We start from the raw sequence: 20984 nt of genomic DNA on the forward strand, positions 1-20984 counted from the left end.
ATGCACCTCATGATTTTACCGATACTCATTCCGCTATTTTTTGGTGCCTTGCTGACCGTATTGCATGCATTGAATATCAAAGATCAACGCGGGCTCAGCTTACTCGCAGCGAGCGCTCAAGTCGTTGTTGCTATCGTTTTGCTAAACCTAGCAATGGATGGCAATTACAGTGTTTACCAGCTCGGAAACTGGCAAGCACCTTTTGGTATCGTGTTGGTATTAGACCAACTCAGCGCTCTCATGTTGGTGATGATCTCAACACTTAGCGTATTTTGCATTGCCTACGCCACGACCGGCCGCAAGAAGACGCACGACCAAGCTGGCGCGCACTTCCATGCACTGATTCAGTTTCAGTTGCTCGGCTTGAATGGTGCGGTCCTAACTGGTGACATGTTCAACCTATTCGTCTTTTTTGAAATACTACTCATTGCATCATACGCCTTGCTCTTGCATGGCGGTGGTCGTGCCCGTAGTCGTGCAGGCCTGCGTTACGTCATTATCAACCTGGTCGGTTCGGCATTATTCCTCATCGCTTTAGGCGTACTTTACGGTATTACCGGTACCCTAAACATGGCCGACATGGCATTACGCATTAATGCTTTACCTGCGAGTGAGTTACCCTTTATTCACGCTGCGGGCGCGTTACTGCTCATCGTGTTTGGTATCAAAGCAGCCATGCTGCCGTTACTGTTCTGGTTACCGCGCGCGTATGCAGCCGCCGCAGCGCCGATAGCTGCGCTGTTCGCAATCATGACCAAAATTGGCATTTATGCCATTATTCGCGTGTTTTATTTGGTTTTTCAAAACGATACAGGTCTGAATGAACAAATTTTCCAATGGCTCTGGCCGCTTGCACTGGCAACACTAGCGTTTGGTGCTGTGGGCGCACTCGGTGCTTGGAGCTTGCGAGGCCTGACCGCATGGATGGTGATCGTTTCTGTTGGGACTCTATTAGCGAGCGTCGCTCAGCATTCACAGCCAAGCTTAGCTGCGGCCTTATTCTACTTACTGCACACAACATTACTCACCGCGGTCTTCTTTCTTTTGGCGGATATTTTTCACCACTACCGTCCAGGGCCACGCGACTACTTTGTCACCGGCCCGCGTAGCCAAGACCGAATTTTGCTGGGTGGCCTGTATTTCATGGCAGCTGTGGCCTTTGCCGGCTTACCACCACTGTCTGGGTTTATCAGTAAGTTCTGGATTCTTCAGAGTACCAGTTCGCCTTGGGCTTATGCGTTATTCTGGCCAATCTTGCTGGTGTCGAGCCTGATTATTATCATTGCTTTAAGTCGTGGCGGAAGTGCACTTTTATGGCGGCAAAACAAACAGCCCGCCACCACCGTGCGGGCTCCGCTATTAGCCACCGGTATTGTCATGACCATGCTACTCGGTAGCATACTCCTGAGTGTTTTTGCGCAACCGATTATGATGTTTACGCAAAGCACCGCAGCACAAATACTCGCACCTGAACGCTACATTGAAGCTGTATTAGGAGGCCTTACTGATGCAAACAACTAAGCGTCACCCCAAAAAACTGCTGCCGCACCCGCGTTTTAGTATTTTCTTATTGGTGCTTTGGTTGCTCATGAATGAAAGTTTGGCTATTGCCCATATCGTGCTAGGTCTTGGTTTAGCCTGGATTATTCCGTTTAGCTCACAGCAATTTTGGCTCGAGCAATCAAGCGTACATCACCCGACCATGGTCGTTCGCTATGCTTGGCGTTTAGCGGTCGATATCGCTCGTTCCAATGTTGCTGTGGCGATTCGCATTCTGCGCGGCGCCAAAGGCTTGCAGCCGGCGTTTATCGACTACCCACTGACTGTTCAACATGACTTTGCCATTACAATTTTGGCCAGTACGATTTCCCTCACCCCTGGCACCGTGTCTGCGCATATCAGTAAAGACAAAAAGCATTTACTCATTCATGTCTTACATTTAGACAATGAAGAACAGCTTCGACATGATATCTATACCCGCTACGAACAACCACTGAAGGAGATTTTCGAATGCTAGCTCACGCCGTGACCATCGCGCTGGCGCTATTCTCCATCGCGATCTTATTCACCCTATATCGACTCATTGTTGGTCCCGACGTGGTCGACCGCATTCTTGCCCTCGACACCATGGCGGTCAATCTCATCGCTGTCATTGTCCTCACCGGCATTCGCATGGGCAGTAATATTCTGTTTGAAGCAGCATTACTGATTGCCTTAATGGGTTTTGTCAGCACCGTCGCTTTAACGCGCTATTTAATGCGCGGCGATCTAATCGAGTAAACAGATTATGATGATCTTAGAAGCAGTCATTAGTTTGTTCTTGGTGGTTGGCGCTTTAATTGCGCTCATCGGCACGATTGGCCTTGCTCGCCTGCCGGACATTTATACCCGCTTACATGGCCCAGCCAAGGCCAGCACACTGGGCGTGGGTGCGACTTTATTTGGCTCGTTCTTGTATTTTACCTTCTTTACCGAAGGCGTGAGTATGCAAGAAGCGTTGATCACCGCCTTCTTGTTTGTGACCGCACCGGTTAGCGCAAACATGATCGCCAAAGCTGCCCTACACCGGCGGGTGAAGTGCAGCGAAAACACGCAAAATAAGCCGTTCGACTAGTTTTTCTGCAAACTAATTTGCCAGGTGTAACGCGTCTGCTGCCACATTCGAGCAGCGACGGCAAAGTACAGGGACATGAACAGGGCAAAGAACCACTCGATTATGTTTTCGCCCTGCGACGCCCAAATCACCCCACTCGTGTTAATCGCCAAACTGATCATCGCCAAAAGCCAACATACAGCAATAAACGACAGCTGCACTTGCATGAGTTTACGTAGCTTACTGACTGCTTCGCCACCATACTTGTGCAGCGCATTAATCGACAACATCTGTGCAAGCACAGTACCAGCAAAATAAATGATCACCCCATGACGGCGCATAAAGCGATTAAAGTCACCGTCGGTGCCGAGGTAGTTCACATAAAGAATTAAAAACAACGCACCAATGGCTCCAATCAGAAAAATAGCCTTGTGGCTGCGGCCTGTCAGCTGTTGCAACCAAATGCTCTGCAAGTACCAAAAGAGTACGAGCAACATCGCCAAGGGCATCATTAGCCCACGAAACAAGAAAATCGCGTCACCCATACGAGCAGCCCGACTAATGGTGGTGCAGCCTTCTAAGTAGGGAATACAGACATGCGCAACGCCTTGGTAAAGCCCAATAAAATAAGCACCGTGCACGGCAATAATCGGAATAATGAAAACGGTCCATGCCAGATGTTTCGGTTGCATAGAATGGCCTCATGTATAGCGCGTCAACAATTGAATAAATAATAACCAGTTCCATCATCGATATTCAAATCGACACTGGTCATAAAGCACGCAACTAACTTAGGGTTCACTGTGTAGCGCTGATTTTCACTAGACATTAAAGCGCAAATTCCCTACAATCCCCGCCTGCATTTCAAGCACAGAATTTGCGCCCGTAGCTCAGCTGGATAGAGCGCTGCCCTCCGGAGGCAGAGGTCAGAGGTTCGAATCCTCTCGGGCGCGCCAGTACAAAAGAAACCACCCTCGCGGTGGTTTTTTTGTGCTTGTGTGTCCGAAGGTGAGAACCTCTTCAGGTTCGACAAAACGGCAGGAAGCCGTTTTGGACGTGCGAGCAACGCGAGTGCGCCCGCAGGGTGAGCGCCATGGATGGCGCGAATCAATCCTCTCGGGCGCGCCAAAACGGCTGAGGCCCGATCTAATCCTTGGAAGTCATCATCCGTGCAAAAATCGCGTAACTTTACCCAGACAAGTAAGTGTCCGCTCGGCGATTATTTCCCCGACCTCCTGATCAAAAAACTCATTCGCTTCCCTGAGAGTCTTATTTAACGCTAACTCTATCTTTTCGTCTAAAGCAGTCATGATAGTTAGTGTTAGTTCCTCATCTATCCCCTGTTTTTTGCCATGCTCTGGCCAGTGTCTTGGTAGAATTTCGCTCCATTTGTAGTGGGTATTCTTGCTATGAACTTTCATTGCCATCTTTATTTTCTTTGGCTGGATGTTCCCTTGCCCGAAATAGGGGTAAGCGCTCAACACATCATAGAAGGGCGTAAGTCGATACCCATTCTGATTGAGTGCAATACTGAAGTTCTTGCCATGCCCATCAATCGCGGCAAGCAACCAAAATACGATTTGCACCCGCAAAAATTCGAGCCTATCTTCATACGCGTTGCTTGAACCGGATAGCAAATCCATAACTTGCTGAGAGCTCGACCCACCCTTCTCTTCATATTTTGAGCCACTCACTTTCCCTAATGCCTGACAAATATCCTCCTGAGGAAGTCGGATAATAGCGTCTTCTTCGATTTTGCGATCAAAGCGCTCCACCACCAGTACCTTCTGGTCTTCAAATTGCTCAATGTTGCAGACGGCGACATTCATCCCCAAGTTTTTCATAAACCTCTGGCAGAACCATTCGTTGTCTACACTCGAGGGTAAATCTATTCCTAGGCTTTCGTGATGAAGAATGGGTGGCTTGAATATATGTGTCGTTGGCGTCGAGCCGTGTGGTCGACACCACTTCCCATTCCACTGCGTGAGTGCGGTTTTTTCCTGAGCTCCAGCAAGAGAAATTCTGAAGTCGGAATCTGAGTGCATACCCAGAATTTTTTCAAGGCGAGTTTCTCTAATCATTTGTGCCACTTCGTGTTCAGACAATGGCGTGAGTGACAGTGATGGCATTTCACCTGTCGCAGGCTCGTCTGTAAATGTAAGTGCACCGACACAGTCCTTTCCGACGCTAGCCAACAAATCGAAAGGTTTGGCGCTTTCTGCACCCAAGCGGTCTTTAATTTGCTCTCGGATAGCGGCTGAATCCGGCAGCAAATTATCAAAATAAGCATGAACAGCATCGTCCACTATTTCCGCACGTTGCATAGGTAAGCTGAGGGAGATAGCACGAGACCCCTCCACTTCTAACCATTCTGGAGCGTACTTAAAGCTCATGCGCCCTTTCTTCAAGTACAACTTACCCACGGGAAATCCGTTCATGGAGCAATAGAGTGTTCGCGTATGTGATTTTCGGCCCATTAGAACCCCAACGATTTTTTCGCGAGTGGCGTGTTCAGAGTGGCTACTTCATTCTTAAGCCGATTACCGATACTAAATTCTAAATCAAGAGCCGCACATAGTTTGATAAGCATATCGACTGAGACCTTCTCAGGCTTCGTTTCATAGTTAGAAATATCTCTTTGATATACGCCGATACGTAAAGCCAAATCGGCCTGAGTCCAGCTTTTGGACTTTCTGGTGTCTTTAATGATGGCGCCTAGATCTTTTGACGTGTTAATTTTCATATCAGCCTCGTATACCGAATTCTGCATAAATATTAAATATACGCATAAGTGTATAAATCAATATTATACATAAAGCAGTATAAATCAAGTTTATCACTGATACTGACTGGCATTCATTGAAAACTTACATTGGTGAGATGACGCTAGAGTTCGTTCTAATATACTGCACCGTTAGAATATTTTTGATCACTCTGCTGTGCACAAGGCCCTTTCCACTGCTCTAGCTGCGCTTCGGTAACACCTTTTAATATGTACCTTCCTTTCGGGGTTAGAAATTCATACATAATAACCGTACCGTTGGTGAGCTCAATTTCACCGAACTCCTGATTGCCAATGGTAAGAACGTCACCGATACAGTAGAAGGCTTTTTCAATGCCCTTATCATCCCGCAGTTTTTCAGCATAATATTCGAAAATTCCATCGAAGAAGCGATTAGTCGGAGAGAAAGCAACCCCAGGTGTGCATATTTGTGAGCGACTCGCGCATGCTTGATACCTAGTTGATTCCGTCATTTGTCGCCAAACATAAACTGCGTCGAATGGTGTGTAGAAGTATGGACTCGAGTAATAATATAGGTCTATATACGGGGCAATTATGTAGTTTTTCCCTAGCACAGTTTGAAAAATCGTGTGACTTTCCAAAGTCACCGGTGCGAAACGTTGTTGCAGCCAAAATCGCGAACTATCCGCAAATTTAAACAGCAAATTCGAAGCTAGAAATAGCAGATAAGCGATTACAACGAATGTCAAAAAAGGCGGTAACGGGTTCTTCACTTTATCAAGCTTCCTTGTGTTTCGTCCGCCACGATCATCGAAGCCAGACTTGTCTGTTAGTTAAACTACACCAATGTTGGCATTATTCAAACTCCAAAGGATTCATGCACTCAGTGTGGATTATCAGAAGCACAGCGTCTATGATTCCTTAGCTTGTGTCACCTGAATCTCTTCCGAGAGGTGTTTCACAAGAAATCGGCCCAGTGTGATGGCGGGCAATAGTCATTAACCGAAAAGTTACGAGGGTTCGATGTCGATTCTAGGTGGTATCTGGAGGGCGGTTCTTTCTCTATTTCTGGTTGCAGCAACACTGAATTCTTGGCATCAGATTAGTTCTGAGCGAGAACTTGCTCATACCCAAATTGAAAAGTATCAACAACTTAAGACTAATTCTGTCGTTAAGCCAATCACGTTCAATTCGGAATATTTCTGGCGTGAAGTGTCTGACGGCCAAATCCGCTATGAGTTACATTTTGATTACCGTGACACACAAGGTCACGCACGCACGGGCATCGTTGCAACTTACTCGCTGCCGCAAGACTTTGATGACCAGCTTGTCCATTTCCTGAGCAACGATAGCCGCATTCATGCGCTCGACCTTGACCTGACCATTGCCGAAAAGACTGCTGAGTACGAAGAGAAAGTCAGTGATGCTTGGTTCAGTTTCGGGTTAATACTACTCATAACTTTGTTTTGTTTTGCGGGCATGTGGATGAGCCTCGGTCGCGTTCCGCGAACAGATTCAGACTTCCTCGCCCTTGATACTGAGCAAACGATAAAGTTACGCCGCAGCATAGCGCGTGCAGGTGGGAGTGTGCTTGTCACCACCCCGCGCGGCAAGCTGAGCTTGAAAATCCCGCCGGGTAGCTGCACTGGAAAGGTTCTACGTGTAAAAGGGCATGGGCACCAAAGCGATTTTGATGAGCGCGTGTTTGGTGATGCCTATTTTAAATTGCATGTGAGCCGCTGGCCCTGGTGATTGTTTTGACGCTGTTCAACAAACATAGCGCAACAAAAAAGCCTCTCCTGAATAATCCAACGCTGCATTTGTGGTTCTACTCAGGAGATTACGAGAAACTAAGCCCGTGGCTTGCGCCGCGGTGGCCGTTGCGCTTTTACCGGGGCTGGTGTTTTACCATTTAGCTCAACTTTCGCGAATCCGTCGAGTTGACGGCGCTCAATGGCCTGCCCAATTAGTTTTTCAATGGCTTTGAGCGCTTTAAATTCTTCGTCGGTGACTAATGAGATTGCATGGCCAACTTGCCCTGCGCGGCCGGTGCGGCCAATCCGATGTACATAGTCTTCGGCAACTTGCGGCAAGTCATAGTTAATCACATACGGTAGTTTTTCAATATCGAGTCCGCGTGCGGCGATATCAGTAGCCACCAACACCTGTACATTACCCGCTTTGAAATCAGACAATGCTTTCGTGCGCGCGCCTTGGCTTTTGTTGCCATGAATGGCTGCGGCTAAAAAGCCGTCTTTATCAAGCTGTTTTACCAACCGGTTTGCGCCGTGTTTGGTGCGCGAAAAGACGATGACCTGTGGGAGATTCAAATTGCGCAGTAACTGCATGAGCATGCGCGGTTTTTCACTTTTCTGCGCAGCATACATAATCTGTTCAATTCGTTCCGCAGTTGTATTCGGTGGTGCCACGGAAATTTCGACTGGGCTATTTACTAAACTTTTTGCCAAGGTTCGAATGTCATTCGAAAACGTTGCCGAGAACATTAAAGTTTGTCGCTTGGCTGGCAGAAACTTAATAATTTTCTTAATGTCGTGAATAAAACCCATGTCGAGCATGCGGTCTGCTTCGTCGAGCACTAACATCTCAAGGTTCGGGAAGCGAATGGCATTTTGCTGGTATAAGTCCAACAATCGCCCAGGTGTGGCCACGAGGATATCAACGCCTTTGCGCAGCTTCATCATTTGCGGGTTGATTTTCACGCCACCAAAAACCACTGCATAATTGAGCGGTAAATCGGCACCATAAGTGGCAACGCTCTCGCCGACTTGGGCAGCGAGCTCACGCGTTGGGGTTAAGATAAGAACCCGTGCTGTGTTGGCTTTCGCTCGCTCGCCATCTTTCAACATTTCTAAAATCGGTAACGTAAAACCAGCTGTTTTTCCTGTCCCTGTTTGCGCGGCAGCCATTACATCATTGCCTGCAAGTACTGCAGGAATGGCTTGGGCTTGAATGGGTGTAGGTTCGATATAACCTTGGCGGGTCAGGGCAGTAAGAATTTCTGGGCAAAGTCCGAGTTCAGCAAAAGTCATGTATAAATTGGCATCTCAATAAGGGAAAGAACGCCTATTCTACCTCAGACCGCCCTATACCGCATTGTATTTAGCTGTTTAGCATAAAGACAAACGTGCGTTTTAATGCGAATGTCACACGATTCTGATAATCTTAACGAATTATTTTGAACGGATAACGAAGCTTTTATGTTGCAATTTTCTTCTTTTTCAATGAATTCGAAACACTTAGCCGTTGCCACGCTGGCGTTAGCAGTTACTGCAGGCTGTACGCCTTCTGAGCCAACCACTGCGAGCAACGAAGTAGCTCATCATGAGCGTCGCGCGCTGTTAATCAGTATCGACTCCCTAAATGAAGCTATTTTGCGCGACACACTGACCGCAGAACAAGTCCCGAATTTTTATCAGCTATTCGATTTTGGCGCATGTACCGAGTTCGCTCAGCCGGCCTTTCCTTCTGTGACTGCCGCTGGTCATGCCGCATTATGGACCGGAACTTACGGTGACATCAGTCAGATTACCGGTAACACCTCGCATCGTTTACCTCGCGACCAAAATACCGTTATGTCGCTAGTTTCTGGCTATGACGCCGACAATTCTTCCGCTGAACCGATTTGGATTACCGCAGCCCTTAATGGTCGCTCGGTGGGCGGTCATCACGTCACACAAGCACCTCGTATTCCCGGTTTTCCCGCTCGTGTTGGTGCCCAAAGTGCCCAAGCGCTTGCTGACCAAGAACGCATTGCTCAGGCCTACCAGCTCGACAATATCACCGTCATGAATGGCTACAACATTCAGGTCAATGGCGACGCTGCCCTGTCTGCTGCCGATGTTGAATGGCTTGCGGACGACGCCGAATGGCAGAACATTGCCGCGCTCGATGTTGATATCGCAGCGGCACAAGTTGAGCCACGTTATTTCCGTTGGCAAAATCGCGCTGGTCAATTTTACGGGGTTTTCTACGGTGAATCTGACTACGACCGCGTTGCAGTGAACACAACACCGAACGCCGACGGTGCCATTATTGCGTTCGCCCATCCCGTTGAAGACACCGCTCCTCAGGGCCGAGCATTAGCCCGCCATTTTTCTGAGCCACTGAAAGTGTCCGCCGAGCAAGGTGATACCTTTTTGCGATTACGCCTTTTTGAGGCAGCCGCAGACGGAAGCGACTTTGTCCTGTACCACCCAGCCATGCATGTCATGGATATTAATAATCTCGCAATGCGCGAGCGCTACAACAATGAAGTACGCGGTTGGTTTGGGAACTCGTCAACGCGCCTATATAGCCGTGGCGGCCTTGGAACGCCACTCTTTCAAAATGGCGACGGCACGGCAGAAGCGCGTTACTTAGAAACGGCTGAGTTGGCAACGAAGCTGTTCAACAAAGGTTCTGCGTTCTTTTGGAATGAGCTTGGTGTTGACCTCTTGGTCGACTACTTCCCTCTCGCAGACTCTATTGATCACACTATTTCCGGTTATTTAGCGAGTGATTCACCCGCTTACAATCCTGAAATAGCTGCCCGTGCTCGCGATCTTCGGACGCGAACGTGGCAATTAGTCGATATTCGCCTCGGTCATTTAATGACACTCACACGCGGCGAAGACAGTGCGCTATTTGTTGGTGGTGACCATGGCATGCGTCCAAGTTGGCGCGAGTTTTTACCGAACGTGTTAATGCAAGAAGCGGGCTTACAATTCCTCGATGAAAACGGCATGGTGGATCTGTCACGTTCGGTTGCTGTTTCACCAAATGCCTATTGGATTAGCGTGAACAGTACTGAGTATCGTGGCGGCATTGTCGAAGACGCCGATAAAGACGAAGTGATAGCGAAGATTGTCGCCGCTCTCGAAGGTTTAACTGACGAAAATGGTGAGCGGGTTGTCGAACGCGTGTATATCGCTAGCGAGCACCCGGAGCTCGGCATTGGTGGTGCTGCCGGTGGTGATGTCTATTGGGAAACCGTTCGCGGCTACAGTCCTAGTCGCAATGTTCGCGGCGAATCATCAGTAAATGCCAATGGGCGGATTTCGGCTGGCCACTCGCATGCATCCACGAGCCCAGACATGTACACGGTTACCTGTGCATACGGCCAGCACTTCCCTGCTCGCCGCATCCCTGGCTCCCGCCTTATCGACATGGCACCAACGGTGGCTGATTATTTAGGTATTCCTGCGCCGAAACATGCGGTCGGTCAGTCGCTCTATCCGGCGCTGCGTGGACAGTCGGAATAAACTAACCAATAGCTGTAAACTTGGCTCATGGTCATAGCGATGCGCTGCTACAGCGCATCGACTATGCGACCATCCACTAAATTGATTGTGCGATCACACTGCGCCGATAAACGCGGATCGTGAGTGACTAAGAGCACTGCACAGTCATGCTCACTTTGGATTTTCCGAAACAAGGCAAAAACCTCTTCTGCCGATTTTGAGTCAAGATTACCGGTCGGTTCATCAGCCAACAATAACGCCGGATTAGTTGCAAGCGCACGAGCAATGGCCACCCGTTGTTGCTGGCCGCCTGATAACTGATTCGGCCGACGATCGCTTAACTTCTCCAAACCCACCGCGGCTAGTAATGCTCGCGCTCGGTCACGAGCTTCGTTGTCGGGTTTACCCTGGTGCAGCATCAATGGCATCAGGACGTTGTCTAAAGCAGAGAATGCCTGAATTAAATGGTGGAACTGGAAAACAAATCCCAAGGCACGCCCACGTAACTGGGTACGCTCGAGATCATCCATTGCACTTGTCGCCTGGCCATGGAGGTATAGCTCACCTGAGGTTGGCTGATCGAGCAAGCCCATGATATTTAACAGGGTACTTTTGCCTGAACCCGAGGGGCCAACAAGGGCCGTAAAGTCGTCGACCGACAACGTTAGGTTAATGCCGTGGAGAACTTCAACTTCGTTCGGCATGCCAATGTTATATGATTTTTTCAGTGCCTTGAGACGCATGATTTCGTTAGACATAACGAATAGCCTCCACAGGGTCGAGTTGCGCTGCTCTGCGCGCAGGTATCGCCGCCGCAATCACGCCGGTTATCGTTGCCAAGCTGACGGCTGCAACAATTAGCGACTGCGCGACGGGAATATAAAACAACCCGGGGCCAAAGGTATTAAACACCCACACCAACGCATAACTGGCTGCAACACCAAAAATCGACCCAAAAAGTCCAAATAAAGCGCCCTGCAACAAAAAGACACGCAAAATTTGCTGTTGGCTGGCACCCGTCGCACGCAATATGCCAATCTCACGGGTGCGTTGCACAACACTTACCGATAAGACGCTCGCAATACCAAACGCCACCGAGATGCCGACAAAAACAATGATCATATTGGTCGACAAGCTCTGTGCACTCAAAGCATTCATCAATTGTGAATTCGTCATTATCCAGCTTTCGGAACGTAGCTGCGTCAAGCGACCTATACTTTGGGCGATACTTTCGGCGGTAAAAATGTCAGCAACACGCAGATCAATAACGGTTACGCCGCCAATCAGCCCAAGCATAGACTGCGCTTGGCGCAAGTCTAAATAGACGTAACGGGCGTCTAATTCACGTACGCCAAGCTCGAAAATACCAGCAATATTCACCACGCGACTTTCTTGCTGGCCCGTGTCGAGCCTTATTTTGCTGCCAACACGAACACCTAAATCCTGGGCCAACTGGGAGCCTATCAGTACCTCATCAGCACCGATGCTTAACCGCCCGCTGACCATGTAGTCTTGCAGTGGGACAATTTGCTGATAGCGTTCCAAAGTAATTCCAACTAAAGCAACTGATGAAATCGCCTCACCACGCAATACGAGAGCCGGACCTGAAACAATGGGTGACACAGCGGTTAATTCAGTACGTTCGTCGAGGGCAGCAACAATTTGTTGCCAGTTATTAATACTTCGTAATCGCTGCGCTCGCTTGTCTTCATTCACAAATTGCACGACACCCTCTGGGACCGGTACAAGCCGATTCACTTCATCTGGCTGTAAGAGGCGTATGTGCGCTTGGGTACCTAGGGTTCGTTCAATGACATTTGCTTGCAGACCTTGAATGAGAGCACTGACAAAAACGATGACAGCAACGCCGACAGCGACACCTATAGTAATCATGAAGGTCTGCATTCGCCCTTCGCGAAGAAAGGCAATGGCAATCACCCATTCGGTCCAGAGTTTGTTCATCGCGAACTCTGCACTCGAATCCGTTGCCCTGCCTCAAGTTCATTCAGCGCGGTCATGATGACCTGATCGCCCGGCTCGAGCCCCCTGAGAATTTCGGTCTGGGTTAAACCACGTAGTCCTAATTCAACTGTTTGCCACTCAGTCTGTCTATCCCGTACGACCAGCACTTGGGCTCTAGCACCGGTATTGTGTTGCAATGCTTCGTTTGGAATAACCAGAGTTGCTGAGCGCCGTGCCGTCTCAATACTAACCGACACGGTCAGGTCTTGCCGCAGAAAGTCGCTTTCATCAGAAACTTGCAGACGCACTTCGATTGTTCCCCGCTCGGGGTCAACTGCAGGTGCGATGAAGGTCAGAGATGCAGGGAAGGGTTTCTCAGGATAAGCGTCAGCAATAATCACTGCTGATTGCTGTAGGGCGAGTTGCCCCAGATTGCGCTCATCGAGTTGGGCGCGCACTTCCAGTACGCCATCAAGTGCGACAGTTAGCAGCGTTTGGCCGGGCTGAGCGATATCTCCGGTCTCAACAAAGCGAGTTAATATGACACCTGCGCTTGGAGCACGAATGATGGTCTTGTCTCGTTGCGCTTGTAACTGCGCCAGCTCAGCTTGTAAACGCTGTTCTTCGGTGCCACCAACGGCCAAGGCAGCCAATTGTAACTGTGCATTAGTGTGGTTGATTCGTGCTAAACGCTCGAGGCGTTGGGCTTGTTCATAGGCTTCTTCGGCAAGCAAATTAGCTTGCCACAATTCAAGGCGACGCTTGCTCTCGCGCTCGGATTGTGTCAATTCAATAGTCGCACGCTCAAGCTCGACCTCAGCTTGCGGCCGCTGCTTAGAACTTAATTCATTGAGTGCGGTTTGCACTTGACGGAGTTGTGCGTCGATGGTTTCGGCGCGCAACTCGAACAATACATCGCCCGCCTCAACTCGATCACCCTCAGTGACATGGCGAGTGACGATCATACCCGCCACTTCCGTGCCAACGTGCAAACGCGCTTGATTCATTACTCGGCCTGAAGCGACCACGGTTTGTACCAGTGGAGCTGACTGCATGAGATGGACTTGCACGACAGGACCTTGCCATTTTTGGAAAGTGAAATAGCCCACAACGATCAAGAAGCTTCCAAGCAATATTACTTTAGTTTTCGACATGGCGCGCACCTACATTTCCCTCGCAACAGACGCTATGCATTATAGTCACAGGATCTCTCGCGCGGCTAGGCACGCACTACGAACGAAATGTCGCGGCTTGTGCAGTTACTTAAGCCCCTTGCTCGCGCAAGTAATCCTCGTAAGTTCCAGAGAAGTTGCGCATGCCAGAGGCTGTTAGTTCAATAATCCGTGATGCGATCGAGGAAACAAATTCACGGTCATGGCTGACGAACAATAAAGTGCCGTCATAATGCTCAAGCGCGAGGTTCAGCGCTTCAATCGATTCCATGTCGAGGTGGTTCGTAGGTTCATCCATAATCAATATATTCGGGCGCTGCATCATTAATTTACCAAAAATCATGCGGCCTTTTTCACCACCAGACAAGATCGTCACTGGCTTCTTAATATCATCTTGGGAGAATAACATCCGCCCCAATACGCCACGAATGGCTTGCTCGTCGTGATGCGGTTGCTTCCACTGGCTCATCCAATCAAAGACAGTGATTTTCTCTTTAAACCAGTCCGAATGATCCTGGGCGTAATAGCCAATATTCACATTCTCCGACCATTTAATCAGACCACTGTCGGCTTGGTATTGACCCATTAAACATTTCAGCAGAGTTGTTTTACCAATACCGTTCGCACCGAGAATCGCGACCTTTTCACCCACTTCGATCATGGCACTGATATTCTTCAATACCTGCAATTCATCGAATGACTTCGACACGTCTTCAAGCTCTAACGCGAGGCGATATAACTTCTTCTCTTGTTCGAAGCGAATATATGGACTAACTCGGCTTGACGCTTTCACTTCAGCTAGCTGGATTTTATCAATTTGCTTGGCGCGCGATGTCGCTTGTTTTGCTTTCGAAGCGTTTGCTGAGAAACGGCTGACAAACTGCTGCAGCTCAGCAATCTTTTCTTTCTTCTTAGCATTTTCATTCAAGAGTTGTTCGCGAGCCTGAGTGGCGGCAAACATATATTGCTCGTAGTTACCTGGGTAGACACGCAATTCACCATAATCAATATCGGCCATATGCGTGCACACCGAGTTCAAGAAATGACGATCATGGGAAATAATAATCATGGTCGATTGACGTTGGTTTAAAACGTCTTCTAACCATCGAATGGTATTGATATCGAGGTTGTTGGTCGGTTCATCGAGTAACATGATGTCCGGCTCAGAAAACAGCACCTGCGCCAATAAAACACGGAGCTTTAAGCCCGGTGCTATTTCACTCATTAAGCCATAGTGTTGCTCGAGTGGAATACCAACACCGATCAGTAATTCTCCGGCGCGTGACTCGGCGGTATAACCGTCCATTTCGGCAAATGCGACTTCTAATTCCGCCACCCGCATGCCGTCTTCTTCACTCATTTCTGCCATTGCATAAATGCGATCGCGCTCGGCCTTTACTTGCCACAATTCTTCATGACCCATAATCACCGTATCGACCACGCTAAATTGTTCATAAGCAAATTGGTCTTGCCGCAGTTTACCCACGCGCATATTCGGTTCAATCGACACATTACCCGTCGATGGCTCTTGCTCACCGCTTAAAATGCGCATAAAAGTCGACTTACCGCAGCCATTAGCGCCAATTAAGCCGTAGCGATTACCTTCACCAAACTTAACAGAGATATTTTCAAAAAGAGGTTTAGCACCAAATTGCATGGTGATATTTGCAGCAGAAATCACGATTTAATACCCGAACAAAAAATAGGCGCGTAATCTACGTGTTTTACCGCCAAATTACAAAGAATAACGCCAATGATTTTACTTTCTGGCGGTTTTAGACGATTCGCGCTCGAAAGCGGCGACCTTTCAGTTTGTCTTGACCTAAAATTGCCAACGCTTGCTTTGCTTTATTACGACGCACAGCGACATAACTCACTTGGCTTTGGACACTGATTTTACCGACACTGGCAAAATCGATACGGTCATCGCGAGTTAACGCACCAACGATGTCACCCGGTCGCAGTTTGTCCTTTTTCCCCGCCAAAATTTGAACTGTCGACATCAATGCAGGCTCAGGGCTTTCTGGGTTGGCTTGAGCGGCAGGTAAAGGCGTGAGTGCAACGTGTTGCTTTAGCGCGTCTTTTAATAAATTAAACTTATAGGCGTCAGCTTCAGTGACGAGAGTTATCGCTAAACCTTTTTCACCCGCCCGGCCAGTACGTCCAATACGGTGAATATGTGTCTCTGCATCGTGAGCTAAATTAACGTTCACCACCATGTCTAGCGCTTTAATATCCAAACCACGCGCTGCAACGTCAGTTGCAACAAGAATACGAACACTTTGATTATTAAACAGCATCAAGGTTTGCTCGCGCTCTCTTTGTTCGAGATCGCCGTGTAACGCCATCACACTAAATTGATGGTTCTTCAATAACGTATACAGGTCGTGAGTTTCGCGCTTCGTGTTGCAAAAGAGAATCGCGTTGTTCGGCCGTTGCTCAAGCAACAACTGAAGCACCGCATCTTCACGTTGCGAAGGATTAATTTGATAAAAAACCTGCTCAATGACGTCGTCAACTCGCTCTTCGGACACAACAACCTTTTTCGGCATGCGCATTAATTTCTTAGCCAGTGACTCAATTTGCACTGGGAACGTGGCGCTAAATAAGAGCGTTTGACGCTTACTTGGCATGGCGCCGACGATTTTATCCAGCTCTTCTTGGAAGCCCATATCAAGCATGCGATCTGCTTCATCTAACACCAAGGTACGCAACTGCGTGAAATCAAGGCGTTGCTGCCCAAGATGATCAAGCACACGACCGGGAGTTCCGACGATAATGTGCGCACCATGCTGCAGAGACTGTATTTGCGCTCGCGCAGGAACGCCACCGCACAAGGTAAGCACTTTTAGATTGGCTAGGTTACGGGCTAAGCGGCGGATTTCTTCAGCAACTTGTTCAGCCAACTCACGAGTCGGACACAGAACGACGCCCTGAATGCAATAGGCAGCTACATCCACGCTAGCTAACAGCCCAAGCGCAAACGCGGCGGTTTTACCCGAGCCAGTTTGTGCCTGCGCAATCACATCCTCACCCGCCAAGATTAATGGCAGACTTTGCGCCTGAACCGGCGTCATTTGCGAATATTCAAGCGTCTCGAGTGTTGCGAGCTGTTGCTTTGAAAGAGGGAGTGACGAAAATTGTACTGATGTGTCTGCAGCGTGCATGAGCCTTTGTCCAAACAGGCCCGTGGCCCGAAACTAAAAAGGCATTATACCTGATTGCGGCTCATCACGCTGAAAAACTGTACGCTCAGCACATAAGTCATTAGCCAACCGGCAAGTGACCCGTTTTCACATAGATAATAGTTTCTTGCTCAACATAGGGCGTGTGCTGGCTTAGGTGTGGACTGCGTAGCCATGTTCCAGCTGGATAGCGACCATGCTCGTCAATAAACTCGCCACTCAACACCAGTATTTCCTCGCCACCGAAGTGTCGATGTGGCTTAAACACTTCCCCGGCGGGCCATTTCACCAGTGCACAGTGTTCGGTTTCGAAACTATGGAGCGGCATCACTTGCAAGCCGCCTTGCCCCGGTAACCACGGAGTTTGATTGGTGTTAATGCGAACCGTTTCTAAGTCTTGGTGAGCAAATTGATGCAATTTCACAAATAATGTACAGCCCTCGCGACTGAACGGTGCATGGTGAGAGCCTGGTGGGTTGCGGATATAGGTGCCCGCAGGATAGTCACCATTCTCATCAGAAAACACCCCTTCGAGTACGAATATTTCTTCGCCAAGTGGATGTTCGTGAGTGTTAAATGCGGCACCAGCTGCGTAGCGGACAATGCTAGTCGCCCGTCCCCGCTCGGCTTCTTCGCGCTCTAAAAGTTTGCGCTCAACACCGACAGCTGGACTGGCTTGCCACTGTTCCTCGGCATTGCGTACAACAACTTTCTTGGCGAAATCCATATTTAACATGACACCACCTTTGCTCATTCTCAATTACGACAAAAATATTGAACACTAGATACTGGTATCGAACTCGTTTTGATCAATGTCCGCTAAACAGGCCATTAAGTGCTCGCGCCAATACTCAGGCGAGTGCGCCATGGCGCTGCGACCAACACTAATTTCACAAACCGAGTAATCGGGGTTTGCGTTACGCGGTTTGGACAACACTAAAATGCCGTGGTTGTGTAAATAACGCTTGGTTGCGGCAATCACTGCTGCGTGGCTGTGCGCTATATGAAGATGAAACATCGCACCTTGAGGCTGTTGTGGGTTCACTGCAACCCCTGGAACGGTTGCCAACAGTGGGCCTAATCGCTGGGCATAAGTCACCGCATCACTGATTGACGCCAAGTTCTCCTCGAGACCTTGTTCAGCAGCGAGTATGTAAGGATAAAACGAAATTAAATTACCCCCTGCGCGGCGATTCCAAATCCGAGCCTCGGCAATAAAATCTTCTTCGCCGGCCAAGATAGCACCCGCTATCCCGCCCAAGTCTTTATACAAACTGACATAAACAGAATCGGCCAACGCAGCAATCTCAGTCAGTGATTTGTGATAATACGCCGGACATTGCCACAATCGAGCGCCATCGAAGTGTACGGCAATGTTATGTTGGCGTGCCCACTCTGACTGCGTCACAAGCTCATTCCACTCCGGGAGTTGACCACCGATTTCCCGCATTGGCAGCTCTAAAAGCACTGCCGCTAATTGTTCTGAGTCGAGTGCTTGCAGGTCATCGAGTTGAATCGGTCGCTCAACGTGTCCAGTTAACACTGCTTGCAAGCCCCATAACTTTTGCATGCTGTCTTGTTCATGCAGCATTAAGTGCGAAGTTGGGTGCAATGCGACAGCTAAACGTTGGCTGCGTTCGCTATAAATTCTTAAAGCTAAAGGCTGAGCCAGTGTGCCACTGGCAAGAAATAGCGCGGCAGGTTTACCGAGCATACGCGCTATTTTTTGCTCGAATTCCGCGATTAAATCACCGCTACCATACACATCAGCGGTTGCACCCTCGGCTCGCTGAGCAAGCTGACTGAGCAATTCCGCCATACTTTTCTGTGGGTGACGTAAAATAGAGGCTTGAAAGGGTGTTTTCATGAGTTACAAAATGCCTGGATTTAATTGCCAAATCGTAAAGTTTAACACCGCGGCAAAACTAACCCACGCCAAATATGGCACTAAAAGCAGCGCAGCAATCCGGTTCAAACGCCAAAACTGCACAATTGTGACAATTATGGCGAGCCATAAAAATATGATCTCAATAAAACTGACTGCGCCCAAATACCACGCAAAGAACAACCAACTCCACAGCATATTCAGCGCCAGCTGTGTAAAGTTAGCTTGATGTGCACGTTTACTAACAGTAGAAAACCCATATTCACGCCATACTAACCAACTTGCAATCGCCATCATGGTGTACAGGGTTATCCACACGGGACCGAACAACCAACCCGGAGGCGCCCAACTAGGCACCGCAAGCTCGGCATAAAAGTTTGGTGCGTTTAGTGAGCCTAAGCTTCCAACCGCAGCAACAACAAACAGTAAAGCTAGCCATGCAAACAAGCCTAAAACTTGTTGTGAAGTGGTTTTATTAACGGTCATGGAAAACTCCTTATTAGCGGTTGTTTTCGTTTAAAGCCCTGGCCTATGCGCCATAATCACCCTGCAGATAAAACCATTGGTCGTTTTCGAGCACAAAGTCCGACTTTTCTTCCAAAATGCCGAGTTCACCACCAATACGATAATATGCCCGGAAATGGACAAAACCATTATCGTCGCGCTGCCAAGAGTCGATCACTTCAAGCTTCACCCATTGTGGATTATCGTTAAGGTCGAGTGAAGGGCGTGTGCGCGGGTGCCACGTTGCCAATAGATAGTCAGTTAACCCTAGTGCAAAAGCACTAAAACGCGATCGCATCAGTTGCTCTGGTGTCGTCGCTTGCGCACCGTTATGCAGTCGTCCGCAACAAGCTGAATAGTTTTGTGACAGCCCACATGGGCAAGGTTTAGATTGCATTTGGCTTTGTTCCAATTAAGCACAATATCTCAAAGATCGTCTAGCACTACTTATTTACTTCACTCCTAGTCGATTTTGAATAGACGGCGGCGCACCCAATTTATCTGATTTTTAATGTTCTTTTTCGTTAGAATACACGTACACAAACTCATCGTCTCGAATTGAACTGGAAGTACTTATGTTAAAGCGTATGATCCTCATGTTGATTGCAACCTCCATCCTGTTTGGTTTGATTTTTGGTTACAAAGCGGTTGGCAATTATTTCATGAATGACTTCTTTGATAATATGCCAACGCCTCCAGCGACGATTACCGCAAGCGACGTTCAACTTGACGACTGGTTTGACTCAATCCCAGCAATCGGCAACTTCCGGCCTGTCAATGGCACAACTATTCCAGCGCAAATTGATGGCGAGGTGATTGCAATTCGTTTCGAAAATGGTGATGTGGTCGAACAAGGACAAGCGCTATTTGTGTTGGACTCCCGTGTTGAACAAGCAGAGCGCGAGCGCCTTGCGGCTGCGCTGAGTATCGCAGAAACAGAAGCCGCTCGCCTTGAGCCACTCTTTGCACGACAAGAAGTATCGGAGTCTGAGCTCCGTCGCCAACAAAGCCAAGTAGCGCAAGCCCGAGCTGCGCTCGCTATGCAAGACGCCATGTTAGAGCGCAAAACAATTAGGGCACCATTCACCGGTGTCGTTGGTTTGCGACAAGTCAATCTTGGCCAGTATGTCACTCCAGGTACTGAGCTCGTTAGCATTCAGTCTTTCGACCCAATCTATTTGAACTTCACATTACCAGAGCGTTTTCTCAGTGAAGTCGAGCGCGGTCAGTCGATCTCAGCAGAGGTGGACGCTTTTTCTGGTCAAGAATTTAAAGGCGAAATCCGCGCCATTGAACCATCCGTTCGTGAATCCACAAGAACCATCCAAGTCCAAGCGCAATTTGAGAATCCTGAGCATCAGCTACGAGCGGGCATGTTCGCGCGTGTTCGAATTGACAGTGAAGAGTCTCGCGAAGTGCTCATGATTCCACGTACAGCTATTCAATTTAATCCGTTTGGGAATATTGTTTTTATTCTTGTTGAAGAGGACGACGAATTAGTTGTGCAGCAACGTCTCGTACGCACTGGACAGAGCCGCGGCGACATGGTCGAAATTTTGGAAGGGCTTGAGCTTGGTGACCGCGTCGCCTCATCAGGTCTACTGAAACTGCGCAATGGCTCGGTCGTAAAAATTAGCGATGACCCCGACTTACAGCCGTCTGCCAGTACCAATCCGCAACCGGCAAATCGTTAAGCGAGG

At 48.7% G+C, this 20984-nt stretch carries 21 protein-coding genes and 1 tRNA gene; 8 read left to right on the top strand and 14 right to left on the bottom strand.

What is annotated here, in order from left to right; all coding sequences use genetic code 11:
• Genes CWE06_RS04990 through CWE06_RS05005 form a run of 4 tightly spaced genes read left to right on the top strand, consistent with a single transcriptional unit; the run spans position 1 to position 2614 of the window.
• Entirely contained in the window at positions 1-1521 is a 1521-nt protein-coding gene (locus tag CWE06_RS04990; RefSeq protein ID WP_126791796.1) for a monovalent cation/H+ antiporter subunit D, read from the top strand.
• A complete protein-coding gene (locus tag CWE06_RS04995; RefSeq protein WP_126791798.1) occupies positions 1508-2017 on the top strand; it encodes a Na+/H+ antiporter subunit E in 510 nt (169 codons plus the stop codon). Before CWE06_RS04990 ends, CWE06_RS04995 begins: the two co-directional genes overlap by 14 nt.
• Positions 2011-2280, top strand: coding sequence for a K+/H+ antiporter subunit F (locus CWE06_RS05000; protein WP_126791800.1), 270 nt, complete (start codon positions 2011-2013; stop codon positions 2278-2280). The genes CWE06_RS04995 and CWE06_RS05000 overlap by 7 nt, the downstream gene beginning before the upstream one ends.
• Positions 2281-2287: 7 nt before the next feature.
• Entirely contained in the window at positions 2288-2614 is a 327-nt protein-coding gene (locus tag CWE06_RS05005) for a Na+/H+ antiporter subunit G (RefSeq protein ID WP_198679043.1), read from the top strand.
• On the opposite strand, the gene CWE06_RS05010 is transcribed toward CWE06_RS05005, so the two are convergent.
• A complete protein-coding gene (locus CWE06_RS05010) occupies positions 2611-3285 on the bottom strand; it encodes a hypothetical protein (protein WP_126791803.1) in 675 nt (224 codons plus the stop codon). The genes CWE06_RS05005 and CWE06_RS05010 overlap by 4 nt on opposite strands.
• A gap of 187 nt (positions 3286-3472) precedes the next feature.
• Here CWE06_RS05010 and CWE06_RS05015 point away from each other — a divergent pair.
• Positions 3473-3549 (top strand) — tRNA-Arg (locus CWE06_RS05015).
• Between the two features lie 207 nt (positions 3550-3756).
• Here the strand turns inward: CWE06_RS05015 and CWE06_RS05020 are convergent.
• The 3 genes from CWE06_RS05020 to CWE06_RS05030 all read right to left on the bottom strand — a co-directional run bounded on the left by CWE06_RS05020 (position 3757) and on the right by CWE06_RS05030 (position 6109).
• Positions 3757-5070, bottom strand: coding sequence for a type II toxin-antitoxin system HipA family toxin (locus CWE06_RS05020; protein WP_126791805.1), 1314 nt, complete (start codon positions 5068-5070; stop codon positions 3757-3759).
• Positions 5070-5336, bottom strand: a complete 267-nt coding sequence (locus tag CWE06_RS05025; RefSeq protein WP_157981138.1) for a helix-turn-helix domain-containing protein — start codon at positions 5334-5336, stop codon at positions 5070-5072. Before CWE06_RS05025 ends, CWE06_RS05020 begins: the two co-directional genes overlap by 1 nt.
• 155 nt (positions 5337-5491) lie before the next feature.
• Complete coding sequence (locus CWE06_RS05030; RefSeq protein WP_126791809.1) at positions 5492-6109, bottom strand: hypothetical protein; 618 nt, start codon at positions 6107-6109, stop codon at positions 5492-5494.
• Positions 6110-6359: 250 nt separating this feature from the next.
• On the opposite strand from CWE06_RS05030, the gene CWE06_RS05035 reads away from it, so the two are divergent.
• Complete coding sequence (locus CWE06_RS05035) at positions 6360-7088, top strand: DnaJ C-terminal domain-containing protein (RefSeq protein WP_126791811.1); 729 nt, start codon at positions 6360-6362, stop codon at positions 7086-7088.
• 98 nt (positions 7089-7186) lie between these two features.
• Here the strand turns inward: CWE06_RS05035 and CWE06_RS05040 are convergent, their stop codons facing one another.
• Positions 7187-8386 (bottom strand): DEAD/DEAH box helicase, encoded by a 1200-nt coding sequence (locus CWE06_RS05040; protein ID WP_241972484.1) that lies wholly within the window; start codon positions 8384-8386, stop codon positions 7187-7189.
• Positions 8387-8554: 168 nt separating this feature from the next.
• On the opposite strand from CWE06_RS05040, the gene CWE06_RS05045 reads away from it, so the two are divergent.
• Positions 8555-10597 (top strand): alkaline phosphatase family protein, encoded by a 2043-nt coding sequence (locus CWE06_RS05045; protein WP_126791813.1) that lies wholly within the window; start codon positions 8555-8557, stop codon positions 10595-10597.
• A gap of 47 nt (positions 10598-10644) precedes the next feature.
• Here CWE06_RS05045 and CWE06_RS05050 read toward each other — a convergent pair whose 3' ends face one another.
• The 9 genes from CWE06_RS05050 to CWE06_RS05090 form a co-directional block, all read right to left on the bottom strand.
• Positions 10645-11334: an ABC transporter ATP-binding protein gene (locus CWE06_RS05050; protein ID WP_126791815.1), complete on the bottom strand. Its 690-nt coding sequence runs from the start codon at positions 11332-11334 to the stop codon at positions 10645-10647.
• Positions 11327-12538 (bottom strand): ABC transporter permease, encoded by a 1212-nt coding sequence (locus CWE06_RS05055; protein ID WP_198679045.1) that lies wholly within the window; start codon positions 12536-12538, stop codon positions 11327-11329. The genes CWE06_RS05050 and CWE06_RS05055 overlap by 8 nt, the downstream gene beginning before the upstream one ends.
• The gene (locus CWE06_RS05060; RefSeq protein WP_126791817.1) at positions 12535-13692 is read right to left on the bottom strand and encodes an efflux RND transporter periplasmic adaptor subunit; all 1158 of its coding nucleotides are present in this window, start codon (positions 13690-13692) and stop codon (positions 12535-12537) included. Before CWE06_RS05060 ends, CWE06_RS05055 begins: the two co-directional genes overlap by 4 nt.
• 109 nt (positions 13693-13801) lie before the next feature.
• The gene (locus CWE06_RS05065; RefSeq protein ID WP_126791818.1) at positions 13802-15391 is read right to left on the bottom strand and encodes an ABC-F family ATPase; all 1590 of its coding nucleotides are present in this window, start codon (positions 15389-15391) and stop codon (positions 13802-13804) included.
• 94 nt (positions 15392-15485) lie between these two features.
• Entirely contained in the window at positions 15486-16877 is a 1392-nt protein-coding gene (dbpA, locus tag CWE06_RS05070; RefSeq protein WP_126791820.1) for an ATP-dependent RNA helicase DbpA, read from the bottom strand.
• A 100-nt stretch (positions 16878-16977) separates the two neighbouring features.
• Entirely contained in the window at positions 16978-17631 is a 654-nt protein-coding gene (locus CWE06_RS05075) for a cupin domain-containing protein (protein WP_126791822.1), read from the bottom strand.
• Between the two features lie 45 nt (positions 17632-17676).
• Positions 17677-18762 carry a threonine aldolase family protein gene (locus tag CWE06_RS05080; protein ID WP_126791824.1) on the bottom strand — a complete coding sequence of 362 codons (1086 nt, stop codon included), beginning with the start codon at positions 18760-18762 and terminating at the stop codon, positions 17677-17679.
• Positions 18763-18765: 3 nt separating this feature from the next.
• A complete protein-coding gene (locus CWE06_RS05085; protein WP_126791826.1) occupies positions 18766-19266 on the bottom strand; it encodes a TspO/MBR family protein in 501 nt (166 codons plus the stop codon).
• A gap of 43 nt (positions 19267-19309) precedes the next feature.
• Positions 19310-19681 carry a YchJ family protein gene (locus CWE06_RS05090; protein ID WP_126791828.1) on the bottom strand — a complete coding sequence of 124 codons (372 nt, stop codon included), beginning with the start codon at positions 19679-19681 and terminating at the stop codon, positions 19310-19312.
• A gap of 178 nt (positions 19682-19859) precedes the next feature.
• On the opposite strand from CWE06_RS05090, the gene CWE06_RS05095 reads away from it, so the two are divergent.
• Positions 19860-20978, top strand: a complete 1119-nt coding sequence (locus CWE06_RS05095; RefSeq protein ID WP_126791830.1) for an efflux RND transporter periplasmic adaptor subunit — start codon at positions 19860-19862, stop codon at positions 20976-20978.
• Positions 20979-20984: the final 6 nt, after the last annotated feature.

The sequence above is a fragment of the Aliidiomarina haloalkalitolerans genome, from assembly GCF_003987315.1.
Taxonomy (GTDB): domain Bacteria; phylum Pseudomonadota; class Gammaproteobacteria; order Enterobacterales; family Alteromonadaceae; genus Aliidiomarina; species Aliidiomarina haloalkalitolerans.